Annotated in this window: 19 protein-coding genes; 13 read left to right on the forward strand and 6 right to left on the reverse strand. The window is 43.2% G+C overall.

Going from position 1 to position 23,305, the window contains the following annotated elements:
• The first annotated feature begins 414 nt into the window (after positions 1-414).
• The 4 genes from CXF61_RS04335 (at position 415) to CXF61_RS04350 (ending at position 5,388) form a co-directional block, all read left to right on the forward strand.
• The gene (locus CXF61_RS04335) at positions 415-1,815 is read left to right on the forward strand and encodes a 3-oxoacyl-ACP reductase (protein WP_165597289.1); all 1,401 of its coding nucleotides are present in this window, start codon (positions 415-417) and stop codon (positions 1,813-1,815) included.
• A gap of 324 nt (positions 1,816-2,139) precedes the next feature.
• Entirely contained in the window at positions 2,140-3,054 is a 915-nt protein-coding gene (locus CXF61_RS04340) for a MaoC family dehydratase (RefSeq protein ID WP_165597290.1), read from the forward strand.
• 58 nt (positions 3,055-3,112) lie between these two features.
• Complete coding sequence (locus CXF61_RS04345; RefSeq protein WP_227526595.1) at positions 3,113-3,685, forward strand: protein tyrosine phosphatase family protein; 573 nt, start codon at positions 3,113-3,115, stop codon at positions 3,683-3,685.
• 278 nt (positions 3,686-3,963) lie between these two features.
• The gene (locus CXF61_RS04350; protein ID WP_165597291.1) at positions 3,964-5,388 is read left to right on the forward strand and encodes a serine hydrolase domain-containing protein; all 1,425 of its coding nucleotides are present in this window, start codon (positions 3,964-3,966) and stop codon (positions 5,386-5,388) included.
• Positions 5,389-5,443: 55 nt separating this feature from the next.
• Here the strand turns inward: CXF61_RS04350 and CXF61_RS04355 are convergent, their stop codons facing one another.
• The 3 genes from CXF61_RS04355 to CXF61_RS04365 all read right to left on the reverse strand — a co-directional run bounded on the left by CXF61_RS04355 (position 5,444) and on the right by CXF61_RS04365 (position 9,804).
• A complete protein-coding gene (locus CXF61_RS04355; RefSeq protein ID WP_165597292.1) occupies positions 5,444-6,691 on the reverse strand; it encodes a cation:proton antiporter in 1,248 nt (415 codons plus the stop codon).
• 250 nt (positions 6,692-6,941) lie between these two features.
• Entirely contained in the window at positions 6,942-8,828 is a 1,887-nt protein-coding gene (gene ilvD / locus CXF61_RS04360) for a dihydroxy-acid dehydratase (protein WP_165597293.1), read from the reverse strand.
• A gap of 220 nt (positions 8,829-9,048) precedes the next feature.
• Entirely contained in the window at positions 9,049-9,804 is a 756-nt protein-coding gene (locus tag CXF61_RS04365) for a hypothetical protein (RefSeq protein ID WP_165597294.1), read from the reverse strand.
• 233 nt (positions 9,805-10,037) lie between these two features.
• Here CXF61_RS04365 and CXF61_RS04370 point away from each other — a divergent pair, with 233 nt between their 5' ends.
• The 8 genes from CXF61_RS04370 to CXF61_RS04405 all read left to right on the forward strand — a co-directional run bounded on the left by CXF61_RS04370 (position 10,038) and on the right by CXF61_RS04405 (position 19,024).
• Complete coding sequence (locus CXF61_RS04370; RefSeq protein ID WP_160020871.1) at positions 10,038-10,478, forward strand: HIT family protein; 441 nt, start codon at positions 10,038-10,040, stop codon at positions 10,476-10,478.
• A gap of 312 nt (positions 10,479-10,790) precedes the next feature.
• Entirely contained in the window at positions 10,791-12,836 is a 2,046-nt protein-coding gene (locus CXF61_RS04375) for a BCCT family transporter (protein WP_165597295.1), read from the forward strand.
• A 120-nt stretch (positions 12,837-12,956) separates the two neighbouring features.
• Positions 12,957-13,988, forward strand: a complete 1,032-nt coding sequence (gene dusB, locus CXF61_RS04380; protein WP_165597296.1) for a tRNA dihydrouridine synthase DusB — start codon at positions 12,957-12,959, stop codon at positions 13,986-13,988.
• Between the two features lie 168 nt (positions 13,989-14,156).
• On the forward strand, positions 14,157-15,044 hold the full coding sequence (locus tag CXF61_RS04385) for an SDR family NAD(P)-dependent oxidoreductase (RefSeq protein ID WP_165597297.1): 888 nt from the start codon (positions 14,157-14,159) through the stop codon (positions 15,042-15,044).
• A 309-nt stretch (positions 15,045-15,353) separates the two neighbouring features.
• On the forward strand, positions 15,354-16,391 hold the full coding sequence (locus tag CXF61_RS04390) for a DUF1852 domain-containing protein (protein WP_165597298.1): 1,038 nt from the start codon (positions 15,354-15,356) through the stop codon (positions 16,389-16,391).
• A 54-nt stretch (positions 16,392-16,445) separates the two neighbouring features.
• Positions 16,446-17,474 carry a methionine synthase gene (locus CXF61_RS04395; protein ID WP_165597299.1) on the forward strand — a complete coding sequence of 343 codons (1,029 nt, stop codon included), beginning with the start codon at positions 16,446-16,448 and terminating at the stop codon, positions 17,472-17,474.
• Between the two features lie 105 nt (positions 17,475-17,579).
• Positions 17,580-18,095 carry a flavin reductase gene (locus CXF61_RS04400; protein ID WP_165597300.1) on the forward strand — a complete coding sequence of 172 codons (516 nt, stop codon included), beginning with the start codon at positions 17,580-17,582 and terminating at the stop codon, positions 18,093-18,095.
• A 113-nt stretch (positions 18,096-18,208) separates the two neighbouring features.
• Entirely contained in the window at positions 18,209-19,024 is an 816-nt protein-coding gene (locus CXF61_RS04405) for a sulfite exporter TauE/SafE family protein (protein ID WP_165597301.1), read from the forward strand.
• Positions 19,025-19,170: 146 nt separating this feature from the next.
• Here CXF61_RS04405 and CXF61_RS04410 read toward each other — a convergent pair whose 3' ends face one another.
• From CXF61_RS04410 to lipB, 3 genes are all read right to left on the reverse strand, one after another.
• Positions 19,171-19,635: a hypothetical protein gene (locus CXF61_RS04410; protein WP_165597302.1), complete on the reverse strand. Its 465-nt coding sequence runs from the start codon at positions 19,633-19,635 to the stop codon at positions 19,171-19,173.
• Positions 19,636-19,792: 157 nt separating this feature from the next.
• Positions 19,793-20,323 carry an inorganic diphosphatase gene (locus CXF61_RS04415; protein ID WP_057759479.1) on the reverse strand — a complete coding sequence of 177 codons (531 nt, stop codon included), beginning with the start codon at positions 20,321-20,323 and terminating at the stop codon, positions 19,793-19,795.
• Between the two features lie 194 nt (positions 20,324-20,517).
• Positions 20,518-21,357, reverse strand: a complete 840-nt coding sequence (lipB, locus tag CXF61_RS04420; RefSeq protein WP_165597303.1) for a lipoyl(octanoyl) transferase LipB — start codon at positions 21,355-21,357, stop codon at positions 20,518-20,520.
• Positions 21,358-21,763: 406 nt separating this feature from the next.
• Here lipB and CXF61_RS04425 point away from each other — a divergent pair, with 406 nt between their 5' ends.
• A complete protein-coding gene (locus CXF61_RS04425; RefSeq protein ID WP_165597304.1) occupies positions 21,764-23,248 on the forward strand; it encodes a coniferyl aldehyde dehydrogenase in 1,485 nt (494 codons plus the stop codon).
• Positions 23,249-23,305 lie beyond the last annotated feature (57 nt).

Raw genomic sequence — 23,305 nt, forward strand, 5'->3', positions numbered from 1 at the left:
ACTTAATGTATCTCTTTAGCAAACTATGTGACGCTTGTATGAGGTCGGTAGTAGATTCATGACCATGACGCATGGCTCTAATAGACTGACTAGTAAGAAATATTAGCATTGCATAACAGTACGTTTGATAATATATTGTTATCAATAATTAAGTATGCCATAACCTATAGGTCGGATTTTAACATGTTATAGTGGCGCTTAACGCTGCTAAAAACGACTGGCTTGTATACTGACTTGTTTACAGATTGTTGTAGACATTATCTGTTTTTGGACTTGTTTATAAGGGAAGTGTATAGTTAGGCTAGTTTTGAGGCGATTTACTAAATTTAAATAATGACGATGTCAATGTCTCTATATAATAGATTCATTGCATTTTTTATTATTATACGAATCATTAATTATAAGGATTATATTATGTCAGACCGTTATGGTGATTTTGTTCAATCTTCTATTGGCAAAAAAGTAGCAAAAAACTTAGGTTTGCCAATGCCAACGACGCTTGATCGTTTCGAAAGCGGTGAGCGTTTGGTGCGTGGTAGCGTATTGGTTGGCCGTGCTACTGGTGATGACAAGAGTGTCAGTGAATCTGTTGCCCGTATCCTGTCAGATGTCCATGCTGAAGTATATGTAAACAGCAGCGATGATATCAAAGACGCACTTGCTGATGCAGGCGTAGAGGCAAAAGCCAACACGGGCGGCGATGATCAATTCAAAGTACTGCTTTTTGATGCCAGTAATATTAGCAATGCTGAACAGCTAAAAGAGCTTTATGAGTTTTTCCATACAGTTGCACGCCGCGTAGAAAAATCAGGCCGTGTGGTCGTGGTTGGTCGTACGCCAGAGAACATCACTGATATTGAATCTGCAATGGCTCAACGCTCGCTTGAAGGTTTTGTGAAGTCAGTGGGCAAAGAGTTTAAGCGCGGTATCACAGCGCAGCTGATTTATGTTGAAGAAGGCGCAGAGCAAAACCTAGATTCAACCTTACGCTTTTTTACCTCAGCTCGTTCAGCTTACGTATCAGGACAAGTAGTACGTGTCAGTAAAGGCAGCTCGGTCGATGTTGACTGGAACCAGCCTTTGGGCGGCAAGACTATGCTAGTGACTGGCGCAAGTCGCGGTATTGGCGAAGCTATCGCTCGCGTGTTGGCTCGTGAAGGGGCTCATGTTATCTGTCTAGATGTACCACAGCAGCAAGCTGACCTACAAAAAGTTGCTAGCGAAATCAGTGGCTCTGCTTTGACGGTAGATATCACTAGTGAAAACGCTGGTGCAGAAATCGCTGACGCTGCCCAAAAACGTGGTGGTCTAGATTCAATCATCCATAATGCTGGCGTGACTCGTGATAAGACATTGGCTAAGATGGATGAGAAAAAATGGAACATGGTCATTGATATCAACTTAGGCAGTATCGCTAGATTGAATCGCTACTTGTTGGACAATGATGTACTGAAAGAAAACGCACGTATCGTATGTGTGTCTTCAATTTCAGGTATCGCGGGCAACATGGGTCAGACCAACTATGCCACTTCTAAAGCTGGGGTAATTGGTTTGGTTAACGCAACTGCCAAGCAATTAGAAGACAATGCTAAAGGCATGACGATCAATGCAGTCGCTCCTGGTTTCATCGAAACCCAAATGACAGAAGCCATTCCGTTTGCTATTCGTGAAGCTGGTCGCCGCATGAATTCAATGAGCCAAGGCGGTTTGCCAGTAGATGTGGCTGAGACTATCGCATGGTTCGCGTCACCTGCGTCTGGCGGTCTAAATGGCAACACGGTTCGCGTCTGTGGTCAAAGCTTACTTGGTGCGTAATGTTGATTAATTGACAGGTATATGTGAGAAATAAGGTGCAGATAGAGACAGTAGTTGTATCATATGGCCTATTATTTCTCGTTTGTATCACATATGCTTACGAAATAATCTCTGATAAAGTGTAATAAAGCTGCCCAAGGGTGGCTTTTTTATGATAAAAACACAAGAACCAATAGCCAAACTATTTTTTGCTATTAAAGATACTCATGAGGTTGATTAAATTTAATGCTTATTAGATGATTTAATAGTAGGCTTTAGTCAATGACTGCAGATTGTATTTATATACGTTAAAGAACTTGTTCAAGCCACACTTAGGATGTACTTATGTCAGACAAACATTATGATGCGTTGCCAAAAGCGCACACCACTTATGCCAATATTGTCAAAAGCTTATTGCCTATCGGTAATGGTGGCAAGGTCAGTAGAGACCAGTTGCCACAATCTACTTACTATGTAGATGACTTGCATATCGATCAAGAAAACCTAGATGACTATCGCAAAATTTGCGGTTTTGCTGATGATGGTAAAGTGCCAGCAACTTACTTTTCAGTATTGTCACAGACGCTGCAAATGAACATGATGGTCAAAGAGCCATTCCCATTTGCCATGTTGGGTCTTGTCCATGTCGATAATAGCGTCACCCAGTATCGCCCGATTGGGGAGCGTGAAACGGTAGCAATGTCGGTCACTTTTGATAACCTGCGCGATCATGCCCAAGGTCAGCAGTTTGACTTCGTGACTATCGTAAAGTCAGAAGATGAAGTTATCTGGGAAGGTACATCGACTTATTTATCACGTAGCAAAAAACCTAGCAGTAAAGATAAGAAGAGCGCGCCGCGTCCGGTCATGGTCAAGCCTGAAGTAAACGAAGCAGGTGTTCATAGCATTTTTGAAGTGCCAGAAGATATCGGTCGTCGTTATGCCTTTGTCTCAGGCGACTTTAACTTGATTCATTTGCATCCACTATCAGCACGCGCGTTTGGTTTTCCTAAAGCGATTGCGCACGGTATGTGGTCAAAAGCTAAGTGTCTTGCTCTAATGGGTGACTTGCCTGATGCTTACACGATTGATGTCGCATTTAAGCTGCCTATCTTTTTGCCAGCTGAAGTAGAGCTGATTGCTGAGCCAGTAGCCCAACTTACAAACATAGATGATACTTGTGAGTTTGGATTGTATAGCTCTAAAAACAATAAACCGCATTTGGCGGGTGTTATGACCTTAAAGAGCGACAGCAAGTAATATAAACATCATAAAGCTTCTATTTTAATAGCCATATTTAACGTACATATTTATTATTATGACTTCACAAAACATGCCTTCAGAAGAAAACGCGATAGACGTAGATCAAACAGATAGCTCGATAACGACTGATACGGTCGCTGCTAATGATAGCGGCGCTAACATTCATGTTAGTGCTGATAATGGCATTGATTTGGCCGATATCTTTGAGCCTTATTTTCGTCCAGACGCAAACACTATCGTATGCGGTGCATTAGATGACGAAAAAGTCGCGGCTTTAGCGAAAGCGGGCGTCGAGCTGGTCATCAACCTGCAGCCTGATGACGAATTAAGCTTTGATGAGGCATCGGCGGTTGAGCAAGCAGGTATGCACTACGAACAGCTGCCTATCAGCGGTGCCAAAGAGCTAAAGCAGCTTAAGATATTGGCATTTGATAATGTATTACGCCAACATCATGGCAAAAAAGTCGCTATGCACTGTGGGTCGGGCAATAGAGTAGGAGCTGCAATAGCGCTACGGGCAGGATGGTTGCGTGGACGTAAGATGGATACGGCTATGGAACGTGGTCGCAGCCATGGTTTGACTAAGCTTGAACAAGAAGTTCATAACCGTTTACTAGTACCGCGTTAACTAGATTTGTGGCATTGAATATTATTGCTGTCTTAGACGTTAGCAAAATTTAAAAATGTTATCGGAATAAATAATAAAAAAGGCGACCAATAGGTGGCCTTTTTTATTGGCTCACAATTCATTTATACTGGTTCAAATATTTTATATAGTCAAAGAACTACTTGTGCAATCTGTAATCGGCTACCTTGTATTCGTTTTAGCCCTCTTTGACTATAGCTTACATATAGCTATCATTTTAAAAATAGAATAATTCATATCACTGGAGTAAGGTAATAATAATGGATCATAATACAGAAAATTCTAATACATCTATAAACGCTGACTTTCAAAAAAACTTACAGCAATTACTGACAGATTTACAGCTTGATGATGCACCTGCTGGCGGGGCTGTGGCCGTGTATCAAGCAGGTCAATGCATTGCGCAAGCCAGTACAGGTATGGCGCGTCCCGATATGTCGTGGCTACCCGATACGTTGGCAATTAACTTTTCTACTGGTAAAGGGGTATTGGCAACGTTGGTTCATGTGCTGGTTTCGCAGCAACTGATCGAATATGACAAACCTATTGCCCATTATTGGCCAGAATTTGCTGCAAACGGCAAAGACCAAATTACGTTGCGACAAATCATGTCACATCAGGCTGATTTGTTTTCGATTCAAAGTATCGATGTCGATAGCGAGACGGTACTCGATTGGAATACGATGCTGCGTCACATTGCAGCGATGCCTATTACCTCTCCCGAAGATGCGCCCAAATATGACAGCGCTTATAGTGCATTGATCTATGGTTGGATATTGGGCGGCGTAGTAGATGCGGTCACGAATCTATCATTCGCTGAAGCACTGCGCCAGTATCTAACAGAGCCTCTGGGTATTGCCGACAGCTGCTATTTTGGTGTGCCAGATAGCAAAGTAGATCAGGTGGCAAAATTGGCCAAAGATTTTGAAGAAACAGAGGATACGAGCTCCCAATTAAAATCGAGACGCCAAAAACCAACCTTAAAAGTAGACTCTCAAGAGACTTTACGTACTTATACAAGCTTACCTAGTTATCATTACTGGCAACAGAAAATGCTAAATGACAAGCGTGCAGCTGAGACGCAAAGTAACCTTGATGACAGTCTAAATAACCCTGATACTGACAGCATACAACCTATCTTGAATACGGCGCGTATCAATAGCTTATATTTCAATACCAGTCAGCTCAATCTAAAAAACTATAAGGCGGCGCTGATACCTGCTGGCAAGCACGCGCTTGATTATCATAAGCGTCAAACATTACAGGCGGTCATTCCAGCGGCAAATGGTGTCGCTTCCGCTAAAGCACTGGCAACGATTTACGCAATGCTCGCTAATGGCGGTGTATGGCAAGGAAAAACGCTGATTGATAGTGCTACTTTTGAGCAGTTATCTACGCCGCAGGTCGAGGGTTTAGATGCGGTTATGCCAGCGGCTATGAAATGGCGATTGGGATACCATAGATTATTTAGCTTGTATGCTAACAACGATGATACGGATAAGAGAATGAGTCCTGCATTATCAGGATTTGGGCATATGGGATATAACGGTTCGGTTGCTTGGTGTGACCCTGAGCGCCAATTATCATTTGCTTTTATCCATAATTTTGATGCCACTATGCTCAATGACGTTCGTCAGTTTGCGCTGACAGAAGCCGTCTTGAGCTGGGTAGAAGAGATACTTTAATAATGCTAGTTTTAATCGCGAATTGATTCTGTTTCAAATAAAAGCAGCATTAATTTTAATGCTGCTTTTTTGGTGTCATTTTAAGCAATCTTGATGCGCTGAGACCATGGATAAAGATAGAAGTCAAAATAACAATCGAACAGACAATCCATAGTTTAAGCGCATCTTCATCTGCGAAGAAACTTTGATTGAGCGCATAGGACAGATAATACAAAGTACCGATACCGCGAATACCCAAAGCTGATATTGCGTATTTCTCGGTATGGGGTAGGTTCAATCCTGATAAGGCAATAAATCCACCAATTGGACGTATAAGTAATAAGAAGGTAAAGCTGACGATATAGACGCGCCATGTCAACTCGACACCTGCCTGCAGCCCTTGACCGAGGAACATGCCGAAGATAACCAGCACTAATGACATTAATAAGCCTTCTGATTGCTCAGCGAAATCATGCAGTTTTTGATGATAGGTATGCTCACACTCCGAGCGACGAAACGCAAATGCGGCCACAAATACAGCGATAAAGCCATAGCTGTGTACATACTCGGCAAGACCATAGGCTAGTAGCGTCAATGCAATAACCACATAACCTTGCGAGATGGTAGTCTCGCGAGTGTGTCTAGAAAACACGATTTTGGCCAATATTTTACCAACCAGTACACCTACCACTACGCCTGCGCCAATCTTCCATAAGACATCATGAGTAAACCACGACCATAGCATCTCGTAAGTAAAGGCTTTGCCTTCACTGAATGCTTCCGCAATTTTAATCGCTAAATACACAAACGGAAAAGCCAGGCCATCGTTCAACCCTGCCTCTGACGTCAAGGTAAAGCGCGGTGTGTCTTCTCCTCCTGTATTGGGAGGTCCCACCTGAATGCTAGAAGCCAACACGGGATCAGTGGGCGCTAACACTGCACCTAATAAGATAGCTGCACCAAGGCTCAAACCAAACGCGTAATACCCCAAGACTGCCATCGCAAAAATACCAATAGGCATGGTAATAAGTAGTAGCCTTACTGTTGGTCGCCACAATCGCCAAGACAGCTCTGTATCGATTTTAATACCAGCACCAACCAATGAGACCAGTACAACAATCTCAGTCAGTTTTTCGATGAGTAAACCGTTATCAAGTGGGTCTAAAAAGGATAAAGACGTCCACCAGTAGCCCATCATCAGACCGAAGCTGACTTGGAGCATCGGTAATGAGATAGAGGTGCGCTTAAAAATAACAGGAAACAAGGCCCCGAGTAAAAAGGCAATCCCGCAGATTAATAAGAATAAGTTATATTTTTCAATCATAAGGTTTACGCACGTCGTTATGTTTTAAGGGTCGATTTTAAAAAAGTAGTTTTAGATATCGATGATAATTAATAGCAATAGTTGATAGTCAGTCACTGATACTCTTTATCATGACGTCAAAATAAAATAATTACCGCAAAAAATAGTTATCAAAACGACAGCTACGTTGTTTTTTGGTGAAAAAAAAGCCTGCATTGCGCAGGCTTAATATGTTTTTATCAGTATGTTTGAAATATCAATAGTATATGGATTAACGCTCCACTTGGCTCACGTCACGTACGGCACCAGTATCAGCACTGGTGGTCATAGCCGCATAAGCACGTAATGCTGGCGAGACATGACGATCACGACTGACGGGTTTCCATGCATCACGACCACGCGCTTCCATAGCTTCTCGGCGAGCGGCTAAGTCTGCATCACTCACTTTCATGTTGATGGTACGGTTTGGGATATCGATATGAATACTATCGCCTTCTTCGACCAAACCAATCGCCCCGCCTTCAGCAGCTTCTGGGCTAGCATGGCCAATTGATAGACCTGATGTACCACCAGAGAAGCGACCATCAGTCAGTAGGGCGCATTCTTTACCCAATCCTTTTGACTTCAGATAAGTCGTTGGGTATAGCATCTCTTGCATACCAGGGCCGCCTTTAGGGCCTTCGTAGCGAATGATGACCACATCGCCTGCAACGATTTGATCAGCCAATACCGCAGCAACCGCATCGTCTTGTGATTCAAATAGACGTGCACGACCAGTAAAGGTCAAGATGCTTTCATCAACGCCTGCGGTTTTGACCACGCAGCCACGCTCGGCGATATTGCCATATAGTACGGCTAAGCCGCCATCTGTAGAGTAGGCGTGTTTGGCACTACGGATACAGCCTGACTCACGGTTGACGTCGAGGTTTGACCACTCTTTTGATTGTGAGAACGCTTCTGTGGTACGTACGCCACCAGGTGCTGCAAGGAAGCGTGCGCGAGCTTCATGGTTGTCAGGGTTCATGATGTCCCACTTACCGATCGCTTCTTTCATCGTTGCGCTATGGATAGTCGGTACATCAGTTTTTAGTAACTCGGCGCGATCAAGTTCAGCAAGTAATGCAAAGACACCGCCAGCACGATGCACATCTTCCATATGGTATTTCTGTGAGGCAGGGGCTACTTTTGCCAGACAAGGTACACCGCGACTTAGACGGTCAATGTCAGCCATCTTAAAGTCAATCTCTGCTTCATTGGCCGCAGCAAGTAGATGCAAGATGGTATTGGTAGAACCACCCATGGCGATATCTAAGCTCATGGCGTTTTCAAAAGCAGCTTTGGTAGCGATAGAGCGTGGTAGTACAGAGTCATCATCTTGCTCATAACGACGCTTGGCTAATGAGACAATCGTACGACCCGCTTCTAAGAATAGCTCGCGGCGCAATGAATGAGTAGCTAGTAGTGAGCCGTTACCTGGTAAAGCTAGACCTAAAGCTTCGGTCAAGCAGTTCATCGAGTTTGCTGTGAACATACCAGAGCATGAGCCACAAGTAGGGCAGGCTGAAGCTTCGATAGCGGCGACGTCTTCATCACTGATGCTATCATCAGCAGCGTCCATCATCGCATCGACAAGGTCAAGTTTGCGAACAGCACTGCTGTCACTACTATCGGTATTGTGGCTCTTACCAACGGTACTGGCTAAGATTTTGCCCGCTTCCATTGGACCACCTGAAATAAACACCACTGGAATGTTAAGGCGCATGGCGGCCATCAGCATACCCGGAGTGATTTTGTCGCAGTTAGAAATACAAACTAGTGCATCTGCACAGTGGGCATTGACCATATACTCGACAGAGTCAGCGATCAAATCGCGGCTTGGTAGCGAGTACAACATACCGCTATGGCCCATCGCAATACCATCATCGACCGCAATGGTATTGAATTCTTTTGCAACGCCGCCTGCTTGCTCAATCTCACGGGCGACCAGTTGTCCAAGGTCTTTTAGATGCACATGGCCGGGTACAAACTGGGTAAAAGAGTTAGCAATCGCAATGATTGGTTTGCCAAAGTCGCCGTCAGTCATGCCGGTTGCACGCCATAATGCGCGCGCGCCTGCCATATTACGACCGCCGGTAGAGGTTTTTGAGCGATAATCCATGTGATATTCCTTACAAATAGGCGGGGTTGTTAAAATGTGCACCCTTAGTTTTAATAGGGATAGTGTGCTTTTTATAGAGAGTGAGTACTAGTGAATAATACTAATTCGTTACCATACCATTAGATATGAATAACTAAAAACAATATGCTAATAACAGTGAATTAATAATAACGAATTAATAACCACAAGCGATGAGCGAAAAAACCGTTATTCAAAATATCTATTCAATACGTTCTAATATGGCTTTGTCAAACCAAGGAAGATCGGCTTTGTCTGCTTCTAATTTTACAATGGCTGCAAGCGCATGAGTAGCCAGTAGCTGTTGATAATCGCCGCTAGCTTCAATCGTCAACAGTGACTCGGCAGGTAGTGCTTGCGTGTTAGGGTTTAGCTCGTCAATACTAATTAATATTTGCTTATTGTTTTTATAAAGGACGTCTACACGACCAAAAAACTGCCAGTCTTTAAAAGCGGCAATAATAGCGTCGGCAGCATCCTTGGTATATACCTGCTGCGTCTCTTTACCCGTATTGGTCCAATGTAGCCGTACGGCCAATTGTAATGCCTCACTAAATACGACCAACGAGCCAATAATTTTCACATGCCAAGGACTGGTCAGCAGTTCCTCGTCAATGCCAATTAACTTGGCAGCCTCATGAGCCGACATGGGTGTATTGAATTGAAGCAGTAACTCAGGAGTGAGCGGGTGCGTTTGTTTGATCGCATCATCTAAACTGTCATAGTGATACAAAAAAGGCAATGGCAAATCTTGCGTAACAGTCTTCTTTATAATTTTACAATTATGTATCTGCCAGCTGATGGCTTTATCAGTCAATGCTTCTGCTAATATGATAGCGTTTGGATCGATGGTTTGAGTACCACTTTCCCTCTCAATATCAGAGTATTCTTCCTGATTATCAAGGGTTACAGCAGTATTATCCATATCTGGTTGAGTTGGCAAAGTAGGCAAATCCATAAGCATAGCGTTATTAAAATAGAGGGTTAATATAACATTTTAAGGGTACGGCCTGCCAATAAATTAGTGAGCTAGCATGGTTGGAATATGGCTTGATATTTTTCAAATTCGATTGTCATACTGACTTGTACTAAAACTATATTTCGTCCACTATATGACAGACACTTTTATCTATTTTTGATAGCTATTAAGCTATTAATTAACTAATAATAAAACTCTTAAAGGAAGAAATAATGACTGAAGTAAATCCACAAACTGCTTATGATGACAATAACATTTTTGCCAAAATGCTAGATGGTGATATTCCATATCACAAAGTATATGAAGATGATAAAACGCTCGCCTTTATGGATATCATGCCACAAGCAGAAGGCCATGTATTGGTCATACCAAAACAGAAAGCCGTTGATTTGGCGGATCTTGAGCCTGAATATGCTGCTGCGGTGCTAATGACGTCTAAAAAAGTTATGCAAGCTCAGCGCCAAGTATTTGAGCGTGAAGGCGTTATCCAAATGCAGTTGAATGGCTCACAAGCAGGTCAAACAGTCTTTCATTATCATGTACATCTCATTCCATCAAGTATCCATGAATTGGGTCGTCATGCAGTAACCCAAGCTGATAATAATGATTTGGCAAATATTGCGCAGAAGTTGGCGGCAGTGATTGATGCTTAGTTAGGAAACAGATTGCTTCTGTTTAGGTACAACAAATACTGGTATTTATGAATTAGCGAGCATTTATAGATTATAAATTACCAAAGTAGAGTACATATACAATCCAAAGGCAGCTAGCAAGCTGCCTTTTTTATTTTCTTGGTAATAGTCATGTAACATTCGTTAAAGTCATGTTACGAGTTGAACGCTTGTCTAGGGTTTTGGAAAAGAGTGTGATAATTATTATAACCATTCACACACATTTTCTAATCTTTGCCTTAATTAAAAATTTTCATAAAAAGGCATCGTCAACTTTTGAGGATATTATCTTTCATGAGTAAATTACCTCGTTCGACTATTTTATTACCAGTCTTTGTACCTGCAGCCATTATTATGCTGCTATTGGTCATTGGTACGGCTATTAATCCTGAAGCAGCGGGTGCTCTGTTTAGTGATGTGCTTAGTTTTACGACTGAGACATTCGGCTGGTTTTATATGCTGGCAGTGGCACTGTTTTTGATGTTCATTATTGTACTGGCGTTTTCGTCTTATGGCAGTATCAAGCTGGGCCCTGATCATGCTGAGGCGGAGTACGGATTCCTTGAATGGTTTGCCATGCTGTTTTCGGCAGGTTACGGGATTGCGCTACTGTTTTATGGGGTAGCGGAACCAGTAATGCACTTTTCTAGTCCGCCAATGTCGGATCCGCAGACTATCGCCGCGGCAAAAGAAGCGATGCAAATTGCGTATTTCCATTGGGGTTTTCATATTTGGGCAATTTATGGTGTCGTTGGTTTATCACTAGCTTATTTTGCGTTTCGTCATGGTTTACCACTATCAATACGCTCGACGCTATACCCGATTATCGGTGACAGGATTCATGGCCCTATCGGTCATACGGTTGATGTGTTTGCGATATTAGGTACGATGTTTGGTATTGCTACCAGTCTTGGCTTATCAGTGTCGCAAATCAATGCGGGACTCAATTATCTATTGCCAGATATCATTCCAGTGAATACGACTGTACAGGTGATTGCCATTGCTTTGGTGACCGCCGCGGCATTGGTATCGGTGTTGGCAGGGATGGATAAGGGTGTAAAACGTTTATCTATTTTAAATATGCTGTTGGCAACTGCGTTGATGCTGTTCGTATTTGTTGTCGGTCCGACCATTTTTATCTTGAATGCCTTTATGGAAAATACAGGTAGTTATTTGGGTAATATCGTTGAACGTACCTTTAGCTTGCAGGCATACGAGAATAGCAATTGGATCGGCAGCTGGACTTTATTTATTTTTGCATGGACGATTGCATGGGCACCTTTTGTAGGTCTGTTTATCGCTAAGATTAGCCGTGGTCGTACTATTCGTGAGTTCGTATTGGGTGTGATGCTAGTACCGACTTTCTTTACGTTCTTCTGGTTTTCGGTGTTTGGTGATACCGCGCTACATATGATTATGGTCGATGGTTATACCTCATTAATCAGTGAAGTACAAAACAACCAAGCGATTGCTTTGTTTAAATTATTAGAGCGGTTACCGTTTACCGAATTTGTGTCGTCATTGACTATTTTGTTGATTATTACGTTTTTTGTGACGTCATCAGATTCTGGCTCATTGGTAATCGACTCGCTAGCGGCAGGTGGTCGCAGTGATACGCCATGGTGGCAGCGTAGCTTTTGGGTAGTGACTGAAGGTGCTGTCGCAGCAGTATTACTACTTGCAGGTGGTTTAGAAGCCCTACAAACAGCGGCTATCGTTAGTGCGTTACCATTTGCGATTATTATTCTTATTTCAATGTTTGGTATGTGGCGTGCGCTGCGTATCGAAGGACATCGTAATCAGAGCCTTGGTAATGACAACAGACTGCCGCCGCATTTACTCAAACCGTCTGCATGGCGCGAGCGTATTGATTATATGACCGATAAGCCAACGCGTGACAAGGTCTTAAGTTATATCAAAGAAGTGGTTATGCCTTCGATGATGGAGGTGTCGTCTAAATTTGCAGAAACCGGCTGGACGACTGAGGTCAATTATGATGCGGTCAATAACCGAGCTGTATTAGAGCTACAGCGCGGTGACGATGTCGAGTTTTGGTATGAAGTTCGCTTATCTGAACATGATGCGCCTGATTATTATACTGAAGACAGCGCAGATACCTTGCCACAAGAGCATCATCATCGCGCTGAGGTGTATCTACGCCGTGGTGGTCAGACCTATGACTTATACGGCTACAAATCTGAATCAGTGATTAATGACATCATTGATCAGTTTGAGAAGTATTTACATTTCCTCAATATATCGCCTGATAGTCTACCGTGGCGCATGCAAGAGCATGATGATGACATCACACTAGAGCAGGGCAGTGTGCTTGATAAATAATGCATGAAATGTATCAAAAATGACCAATGCTTATGCAAGCTATTCACGTGAATAGCTTGCAATAAACGCAGGAATCCTTAGAATAACGGCTTGTTTTCCTTACAAATCAAGCCGTTTTTTATGTCTACTGATTCTCCCGCTTTTCCTTCGTCCTCGACTTTGTCTGATCATCCGCTATTACAGCCATTAAATATCGGTGGCCTGACGATTGAAAATCGTTTGATGGTCGCACCGATGGCAGGCGTGACGGACAACCCTTTTCGTCGATTGTGCAAATCATTTGGCGCAGGTCATGCGGTCAGTGAAATGATCATCGCTGATACGGCCCTTTATGCGCGCAAAAAATCCTTATACCGTGCCAATTTTGACAATGAGATTGCGCCTATTTCGGCACAGATAGCAGGTGCTGAGCCGGACAAACTGGCTGAAGCGGCACGATATCAGATTGATAATGGTGCACAGATTATCGATATCAATATGGGCTGTCCGGCCAAAAAAGTTTGTCGTAAGCTGGCAGGCTCTGCATTGTTGCAAGATGAGGATTTGGTCGCGCGATTACTAGATGCAACGGTCAATGCCGTTGATGCACCTGTCACGCTAAAGACACGTCTGGGTTTTGAAAACGGTCGTGAAAACATCTTACGAGTCGCCAAGCGTGCTGAGCAGGCCGGCATTGCAGCAATTGCTATTCATGGACGTACGCGTGAAGACATGTACACAGGCAGTGCACGCTATGAGCTAATACGCGAAGTCAAAGAAAGCATTAGCATTCCTGTTATTGCCAATGGCGATATCGATAGCGCACAAAAAGCTCAACACGTGTATGAGATGACTGGCTGTGATGCGGTGATGATTGGGCGTGCTGCACAAGGTCAGCCGTGGATATTTCGTGATATTGAGCATTTTTTGCGTACTGGCGAGCGCCTAGAGGCACCGAGCGTTAGTGAGATAAAAGAGATCGTACTGGCCCATTTGCAAGAGCTTTATGATTTCTACGGGGAGTACTCAGGCTGCCGCATCGCTCGCAAACATATCGCTTGGTATACGACAGGCATTCCAAATTCTAACGCCTTTAGACAGGCGATGTATGGTGAAGAAAGTACGGTTGGGCAATTTAAAGTGGTCGAGACTTTTTTGCAGGCGCACGAATAGCAAGAAAAAACGGTCAGTTTAAGCAATACACTTGATAATAAATACCTAACTGCTAATATTCATGATATTAAATGCATTTTACGGCTTATTTATTAACTTCAATCCAATTATATTTGTTATGCTTTAGGCGAACATTAACGGAAGTATCATTTACGAAAAGGATCTTTTATGGCCAATCCCTCAAAAAAAGCAATCAGCAAAGCAGTCAAAGATAAGCATGTTATTATCACAGGGGCATCAAGTGGTATTGGTGAGCGTACGGCCTATTTGCTCAGTGAATGCGGTGCTCATGTGATTTTGTTGGCACGTACTGAAGACAAATTAAAAGCCGTGAAAGACAGTATCGAGGAGCTTGGTGGTAGAGCTACTTATTACCCTTGTGATCTGACCAATATGGATGATATAGAAAAAGTCAGCGCGCAAATTTTGGCAGATTTCGGTCATGTAGATGTCTTGGTTAATAACGCTGGTCGCTCAATTCGCCGCTCGGTACACGAGTCTATAGATCGCTTCCATGATTTTGAGCGTACCATGGATATCAATTACTTTGGCGCGGTTAAAATAGTGCTTGGATTTTTGCCGACGATGATTGAACGTCAGACTGGTCAAATTGTTAATATATCATCGATTGGTGTGCTGGCGAATAGCCCGCGCTTTGCCGCTTATGTCGCTTCAAAATCGGCATTGGATGCCTTTAGTCGCTGCTTGGCTGCTGAAGTAAAAGGCGATAATGTCACGATTACCAATATCTTTATGCCGTTGGTGCGTACGCCGATGATTGAGCCAACTAAGTTATACCGCTACATGCCTGCGCTTATGCCGGATGAGGCGGCGATGATGGTTGCCAAAGCGATTGTCCATAAACCAAACAGTATTGCCAGTAACATGGGCAAATTTGCCTCAGCGACTTATTCATTAGCACCAGCTATTAACGTTGGTATTCAATCGATGGGTTATCGTATTTTCCCAAGTACTCGTGCTGGATTGACGAGTGATAAAAAACCAAATATTGCTCAGCGTGCCTTTGCTAGAATTTTACCGGGTGAGCATCACTAGAATCGATTTATTATTAGCTTTGAATACGATGAAAAAGGATACTACGGTATCCTTTTTTTATGCCTCAAATACTCTTAAGCAGTATAAAAGCCTTCTTCGCCGCCAGTATGGGAAGGGGTTAGTTATACGTTAAATGAATTCTCAAAACTTCTGCTATTCAATTTCCTTTATATATCTAATTTTCAGGAAGATGAATGAAATTCATCTTATGTTTAAATTGTATCGTTTTTATTCATGTTTAGATTTCGGTATGATTCACCTCATACAAAGATTTGGTTTTATCTCAGATAAATAAGGTAGCGGATCACCATGAGTAAAGAATTCAATTGTTCAATTAAGCACATTCGTTTTGACGAAAACTATCAGCCTGCAGATAGCACGCGTTTGACGACTAACTTTGCAAATTTGGCACGCGGCGAGCACCGCCAAGAGAACTTACGCAAAACGTTAACCATGATCAATAACCGCTTTAATGCATTGGCGCATTGGGACAATCTGACAGCAGATCGTTATTCTGTTGAAGTTGATATCATCTCTGTCGATCTAGATGTTAAAGGCAGTGGTCAGACGTTTCCTATTATCGAAACGCTAAAAACAACGATTGTGGATCACAAAGAAAACAAGCGTATCGACGGTATGGTTGGCAACAGTTTCTCATCTTATGTGCGTGATTATGACTTTAGTATTGTGTTACCAGAGCATCGTGACAAAAACCTAGCATCCATAACGCCAGATAATTTTGGTGAGTTGCATGGCAAATTATTTCAGTATTTATTAAATTCAGAGGCTTACAACGCTCATTTTCACAAAAAACCAGTGATTTGCCTGAGCGTGTCAACCAGCAAGACTTACTATCGTACTGTCAATCAGCATCCTGTATTAGGTATTGAATACAAGCAAGATGAATACTCGTTGACCGACGACTATTTTTATAAAATGGGCTTAACGGTACGTTATTTTAAGCCTGAAGGTAGCGCCGCGCCATTAGCCTTTTATTTTGCAGGGGACTTGCTCAGTGATTACACCGATCTTGAGCTGATTAGTGCAATCAGTACCATGGAGACCTTTCAGAAGATCTACCGTCCTGAGATTTACAATGCCAACTCAAGCGCTGGACAAGTGTATCAACCTAGCCTAAATTACCAAGATTATTCATTGACTCAAGTAGTCTATGACCGCGCCGAACGCAGTCAAATGGCAGTGACTCAAGGCAGATTTACTGAGACACATTTTATTAAGCCGTATCAAACCATCCTTGAAGAATGGGCTGCAAGCTATGATGTAACAGGCGATACTGCTCAAAAAGAAGCCGCTGACAAGAAAACGGCTAGGAAGCAAGCTGCTTAACTGAGCATCACTCATCAACATAATAAAAAATAAATTAATCAGAAGATAAATCGTATGAAACTACTATTACCGACGTCTACCGCTGGCAGCTTACCAAAACCTTCTTGGCTAGCAGAACCCGAGAAAATTTGGTCACCTTGGGCGTTAGAGGGCGAGCAGTTGCTTGAAGCCAAGCAAGATGCGCTGCGTGTATCATTGCAAGAACAGCAGCATGCAGGGATTGATATTGTGAGTGATGGCGAGCAGACTCGTCAGCATTTTGTGACGACATTCATCGAACACCTTGATGGTGTCGACTTTGAGAAGCGTGAGACGGTCAAAATCCGTAATCGCTACGATGCGAGCGTGCCATCAGTCATTGGTGCGGTGAGCCGTCCAAAGTCCGTGTTCGTTGATGATGCCAAGTTTTTACGTCAGCAAACCGATCAGCCAATTAAATGGGCGCTGCCAGGGCCGATGACGATGATTGATACGTTATATGACGGTCATTATAAAAGCCGTGAAAAATTGGCTTGGGAATTTGCTAAAATCCTGAACCAAGAAGCAAAAGAATTAGAGGCGGTTGGCGTTGATATTATCCAGTTTGATGAGCCAGCATTTAACGTGTTCTTTGATGATGTGAACGACTGGGGTATTGCAACTTTAGAGCGTGCCATTGAAGGTCTAAAATGTGAGACAGCTGTGCATATTTGCTATGGCTACGGCATCAAAGCCAATACCGATTGGAAAAAGACACTGGGCTCAGAGTGGCGCGAATACGAAAAAGCGTTCCCTAAACTGCAACAATCAAAAATCGATATTATCTCACTGGAGTGTCAAAACTCACGTGTACCCATGGATCTGATTGAGTTGATTCGTGGTAAAAAAGTGATGGTCGGTGCCATTGATGTGGCAACCAACACTATTGAGACATCAGAAGAAGTGGCAGATACGCTACGCAAAGCGCTACAATTTGTCGATGCTGATAAGCTATATCCTGCGACCAACTGCGGCATGGCACCTTTATCTCGCCAAGTCGCACGTGGTAAGCTCGCGGCATTAAGCGCTGGTGCTCAAATCGTTCGTCAAGAACTGACTGCTTAGAGTTTAGCCGTTTAGGAAATTCTATTTAAAGAATTTCCTTTGCAAAACTAAAATTGAAGCACAATTTTTTAACGTTATTTTTTAACGTTTCTCGGGATTGAAGCAATGATTAAAGATAGGATTGACGCGACCGACTTTAGAGATGCCATGTCTTTGCTAACGACTGCGGTCAATGTGGTGACCACATCAGGCGCGACGGGCATACATGGGTTTACAGCATCGGCAGTATGTAGTGTCACAGACACACCGCCGACCTTGCTTGTCTGTATGAATCAAACGTCTCGGTCACATGGCTACTTTCTGGAAAATAAGATTCTAAGTGTCAATGTGTTAGGCGCGCAACATGAGCAGCTATCCAATGCTTTTGCCTCTAAACTGTGTTCAGAAGAACGGTTCGAATATGGTTCTTGGACACAATTACAAACAGGCGCTCCTGTATTGGAGGATGCCTTGGTCAGCTTTGATTGTGAGATTGAACAAATTCAAGAAGTCGGCACGCATAGCGTCTTTATGTGCCGCGTTGTCGCAATCAATCAGGCTGAGCCACAAGGCGGAACTGATGAAGGGTTGGTTTACTTTAACCGTGCCTATTCTAGAGTTGGGCAAGTGGAACTTATTTAATCCAGTATTTATAGTCCAACCCCTGAGCCTATGGGCTATTGCTCGTTCAACATTAAGCAGTCGTTTAACTATAATTATCATCTCATTAAATCTAAATAAGAAGTAACTATCCTGTGGAATTAATAACTTTTTTAGTAATAGGGGCGCTAGCAGGATTTGCTGCGGGGCTATTTGGAGTGGGCGGTGGGACTATTATCGTACCACTGCTATTTATTGTCTTTACGCAAATGGGTTACAGTCCTGACAGTATTATGCACTTGGCCTTGGGTACTTCACTGGCAACCATTATTGTCACGTCCATAAGCTCGCTCATGGCGCATAATAAGAAAGGCGCAGTCATGTGGCCTGTCTTTAAAAATCTGACGCCAGGCTTAGCAATAGGCTGCTTTTTAGGAGCAGGGATCGCAGGACAGATATCTGGTTTATATCTGCAGTTGATTGTTGGTGTGTTTTTGCTTTGGGTCGCTTATAAAATGTTTATGGGTGGTAAAAAGAAAGCAAATAGCGATGCTGGTAATGTTCATATAGCTTTGCCTTCAAAACCTAAGCAATTAGCAGCAGGGGCTGGCATCGGTATCGCTTCTGCTATTTTTGGGATTGGCGGTGGTAGCTTAACCGTACCTTATCTCACACGTTACGGTGTGGTTATGCAAAAAGCAGTTGGAACCTCAGCCGCATGTGGATTGCCGATCGCCATTGCAGGCGCGCTAGGGTTTATGTTCTTTGGCATGCAAGCTCAAGTCGACGTACCCAATACGATTGGCTTTGTTCACATCTATGCTTTTTTAGGCATTAGCATTATGAGCTTCTTTACCGCCAAGCTAGGCGCAAAAGTCGCTCACGCATTATCGCCGCAGTTGCTGAAAAAATGCTTTGCAGTACTGTTGACCGTCGTAGGCTGTTACTTCTTATATAAAGGATTGCTCTAAGTAATTTGAGATTAATTGACACTTGAAAGGATTCAAAGGCAGGTTTTCAATGAACTATTCGACTAGCTACATTCTTAAATTATAGCTAGTCGGTATGTGGCTATATGGGGAATATGTTGAGCCAGTTTCTTATTTAGCTAAATCACTTAACCAAATACTCGCCACAATATCCAAAATATTCCTATCATCAAGACAGCGATCGCGAGTAATCGTTTTAGCCAATAAGGCAGTAGAGGTTTCTTGTAGCCTAAGTCATTTAGCTGACTATCGACACCGTCTTGCAGCCCCTTAAACCCTTGACTCTGTTTGGTGGTTTTAACACGATTTTTTACCAATGGTCCAGGCTCGTCTTCCTCTTGCTCTCTATCAAAGCTGATGGCTTGATTTGGAATGCCTTGTTTACTAGCGATGATGTTGAGCTTCTGTTGTTGCTTTACTTTCAGCTGGGTCTCATAAGCATCAATTCTACTTTTGGCTTCATCCATACTGATGTTTTCGTCTGCTGCCAAAGTTTTAATAGCCATTACTAGGTTGTTTTTTTCGACCATCATAATGACGTCTCTTGGCAACTTGGTATTGACCGTTTTTGCGCTAGGGTCGGGGTTAAACATGACTGTCCTTATTACGGCGTATAAGTGTGAATGAGTGATATGCTCATTATAACCATGTTAGATAAGCAATGTTCAAGCAAAAAAATACCGCGGCCACTATGGTGACTGCGGTATTTTATTATTTATCGTTACTGGCATTTTTGCCAATATTTGATAATTATAGATCTTTCCAGCGTTGGATAGACTCTTTGATGACTTCTTTCGCTTCTGCGACATCGCCCCAAGATTCAACAACCGTCGTACCAGCTTTTTTCAAGTCTTTATAATGACTGAAATGGAACTCTAACTGGTTGATCAACTGCTTTGGTAGGTCTTCTAAGCTGTTGTAAGCATTGCCTGTGTCACGGTCATCAGCAGGTACGACAACGATTTTGTCATCTACTTCGCCATCATCGACAAACTTCATCACACCGATAACTTTGGCTTTTAAGAAAATACCAGTCGGTAGTGGCTGCTCAGTCAATAGCAATACGTCAAGCTCATCGCCGTCTTCGTCAAGTGTTTGTGGGATGAAACCATAGTTACAAGGTTTGGCAAAAATCTGTGGATCAATACGGTCAAGCTCAAATACTGCTAATTCGCGATTCCACTCAATTTTATGGCTGCTACCAGCTGGGATCTCTACTACTACGTTGATGATGCCGCCGTCTACGTCGCCTGCGTCCAAAATTTTGTTAAAATCTGCCATAAAATGCTCCAATTTGCTTTTGTTTTAAATGTTTGAATAAGGGGTTGAGCTAGGGAGACAGCGAGGATAGTTGCTGCGTCCAATTTGTACTGCATGCGATTATAGCAAGTTTGTACTGAATTTTCTCTTAATGCTTAAGTCTAAGCGTGCAAGATATTATGCAAAAAAAGATTATGCAAAAACGGACTCAAAATTTACTTGGGCGCGATAGCTCGCAACTCAATCAACCCAGCATGACGCTTGGCGATGTTATCAATAAGTTTTTGAGTGACTGTCTCATAGCTGAATGAATCGCTCATTTGCTGCTCGGTCTGCGCCTCTGGCTCTGTTTGCTCTGAATCTGTCTGCATGGCTACAAAGTCAGACAATCGCAACATTTGCATGCCAGCATAGCCACAAGGATTAATGGCGTTAAATGAAGACAAGTCACAATTTAAATTAATCGCAATACCATGGTAGCTAAAGCCATGCTTAATCTTAAAGCCTAGCGAGGCCATTTTGCCAAGCATAATCTTATTATCAAGGGAGTTGTCATCTGTAGAGGTGCTGTCATCTGTTGCAGCAGTATCTGCATATAAGTAGACACCAGGGGCATCGCGGCGCGCATGAGCACTGATATTGTCACTATTAGATGGTGAGCTACGCAAACAGTCATTGATGACGTCTTCTATCGCTTGCTCAGCATGGGAGACGAGATTGCGTACACTCCATTTGAGACTGTCCAAGTCAAACAACCAATAGAGCACTAACTGTCCATGACCGTGCCATGTCACCTGACCACCGCGATCGGTCTTAATGATAGGAGTGTCAGTGCGCTGTAATATATGCTCTTCTTTGCCTGCCTGTCCAAGCGTGTAGACATCGTTATGATCAACAATCCACAATTCATCAGGCGTACGCAGCCCTTGTTGTTTTTTTAGATCGATACGTTCAAGGGTGCGTGCCAGCATCGCATCGAGAGTAGGGACATAATCGGCCGCTGAGAGAGATTTTCTGACAAGCGTGCCATTAAGGGGTTGTGTGTCATTTTGCATGAGAGTATCTGTCTTATTATTATCAAGTTTAAAATAAATAATGCTCATCGGTAGTGTAGCAGTTTTGGCGACTATCGCCCAAAATTATATACTGTTGTAATGTCTGCAAGTGGCGTAAATGCTAATAGCAATCAGCTAACAATGGACGAAGAAGTAACTGGTATAGAACAGTGGTAAGTCGCTTATAAAGGTACTGCTAGTACAGACGCAGTAGTCAACCAAAGATGCTGTTCATTGCTCAGTCGATGCGCTACATTAAAGTATGATGAATGGAATCTGATGAAATTTATAGTCAGAGTAGGTTATCAAAGAGCGCACCTGACTAGAAAGATAGAGCCTCTAACCCAATATAATGTAGTGACTACAAACCTTATGACTATTACTATGATTATGACAAGGAAGACAAATGACAGATAGCAACCAAAGCGCCCATGAGCAGCCAGTGACCGAGACCGGTTTTGCGCTGCAGCGTGTGCCTGAAGCCCTAAGTACGGCGACGACTATCGATGAGATGAAAGCGCAATTTTCACGCTTGCAAATGTTAAGCCGTACCCAGCCAATCAATGATTGGGGCACTCGTACGACGCAGCTAGACAATCTAGAAGTGATGCTTAGCGATAACCAAGAGAGTTTTGCAAAGGCGATTAGTGCAGATTTTGGCTATCGTAGCCAGTCAGAGACGCAGTTTGCTGAGTTATTTCCTAGCTTTACCGGTATTAGCCATGCCAAAAAACACGGCAAAAAATGGATGAAAGCACATCGTGCGCCGATTTCAGCGCTGTATATGCCAGCCCATAATGAAATCCAGCCTCAGCCATTGGGTGTGGTCGGTATTATGGTGCCTTGGAACTATCCGTTATTTTTAGCAATTGGCCCGATGATTGATGCAATCACCGCAGGTAACCGCATTATGGTCAAAATGAGTGAGGCCGCGCCGCAATTTGCTCAGACGTTTGCTGACGCCATTGCTCGTTATTTTTCGCCAGATATGATCTGTGTGGTGCTCGGTGAAGTTGAGATTGCCGCCGCCTTTAGTGAGCTACCATTTGACCATCTTCTATATACCGGATCGACTGCGGTGGGCAAAAAAGTCATGGCTGCCGCTGCACCAAATCTAACGCCAGTGACGCTTGAGCTTGGTGGCAAATCACCAGTGATCGTACTAGATGATGCCAATCTAGAGTCTGTCGTCAATCGAGTGATGATGGGTAAGACACTAAATGCTGGACAGACGTGTATTGCGCCAGATTATGTCTTGATTCAGCGCCAATACCATGACCAGTTTATCCAACTCGCAAAAGAGTGGATGACCAAGCATTATCCTAATATTGAAGAAAACCCAGATTACTCTCGCATTATTAATGGTGAGCAGTTCAAACGGGTAAAAGGCTATCTAGATGCGCTAACAGGTGGCGAGGTACATGCGTTAACTGGCGCCGAACCCAATATAGAGACCCGTCTCATGCCGCCAGTCATCGTCAGCGAGCCTGCGACTGACAGCGACCTCATGCAAAATGAAATTTTTGCTCCGATATTGCCGCTGATGCATTATGAGACGCTTGATGATGCCATTTACTTTGTGAACTCGCGTCCACGCCCATTGGCGCTATATGTGTTCAGTGATAACTACAGCAGTATCGAAAACGTGCGTAATAATACGGTCTCGGGTGGCTTATGTATCAACGAAGTTTTGATACATGTGGCTCAGCACGATTTGCCGTTTGGTGGTGTGGGTGACTCTGGTACTGGCGCGTATCACGGTAAGGCTGGTTTTGAACGTCTCAGCCATATGAAGCCAATTTTTGTACAAACCAAGCTCAATGGTCTGAATTTATTATTGCCGCCTTATGGTGGACTGTTTAAAAAGGCGATGGCGCTGTTTTTAAAATAACTGTTCTTGAAATAAAGGTCTTTAAAATAACCGCTCTTAAAAGAGTTGTCTTTAAAG

The sequence above is a fragment of the Psychrobacter sp. 4Dc genome, assembly GCF_002836715.1.
Taxonomy (GTDB): domain Bacteria; phylum Pseudomonadota; class Gammaproteobacteria; order Pseudomonadales; family Moraxellaceae; genus Psychrobacter.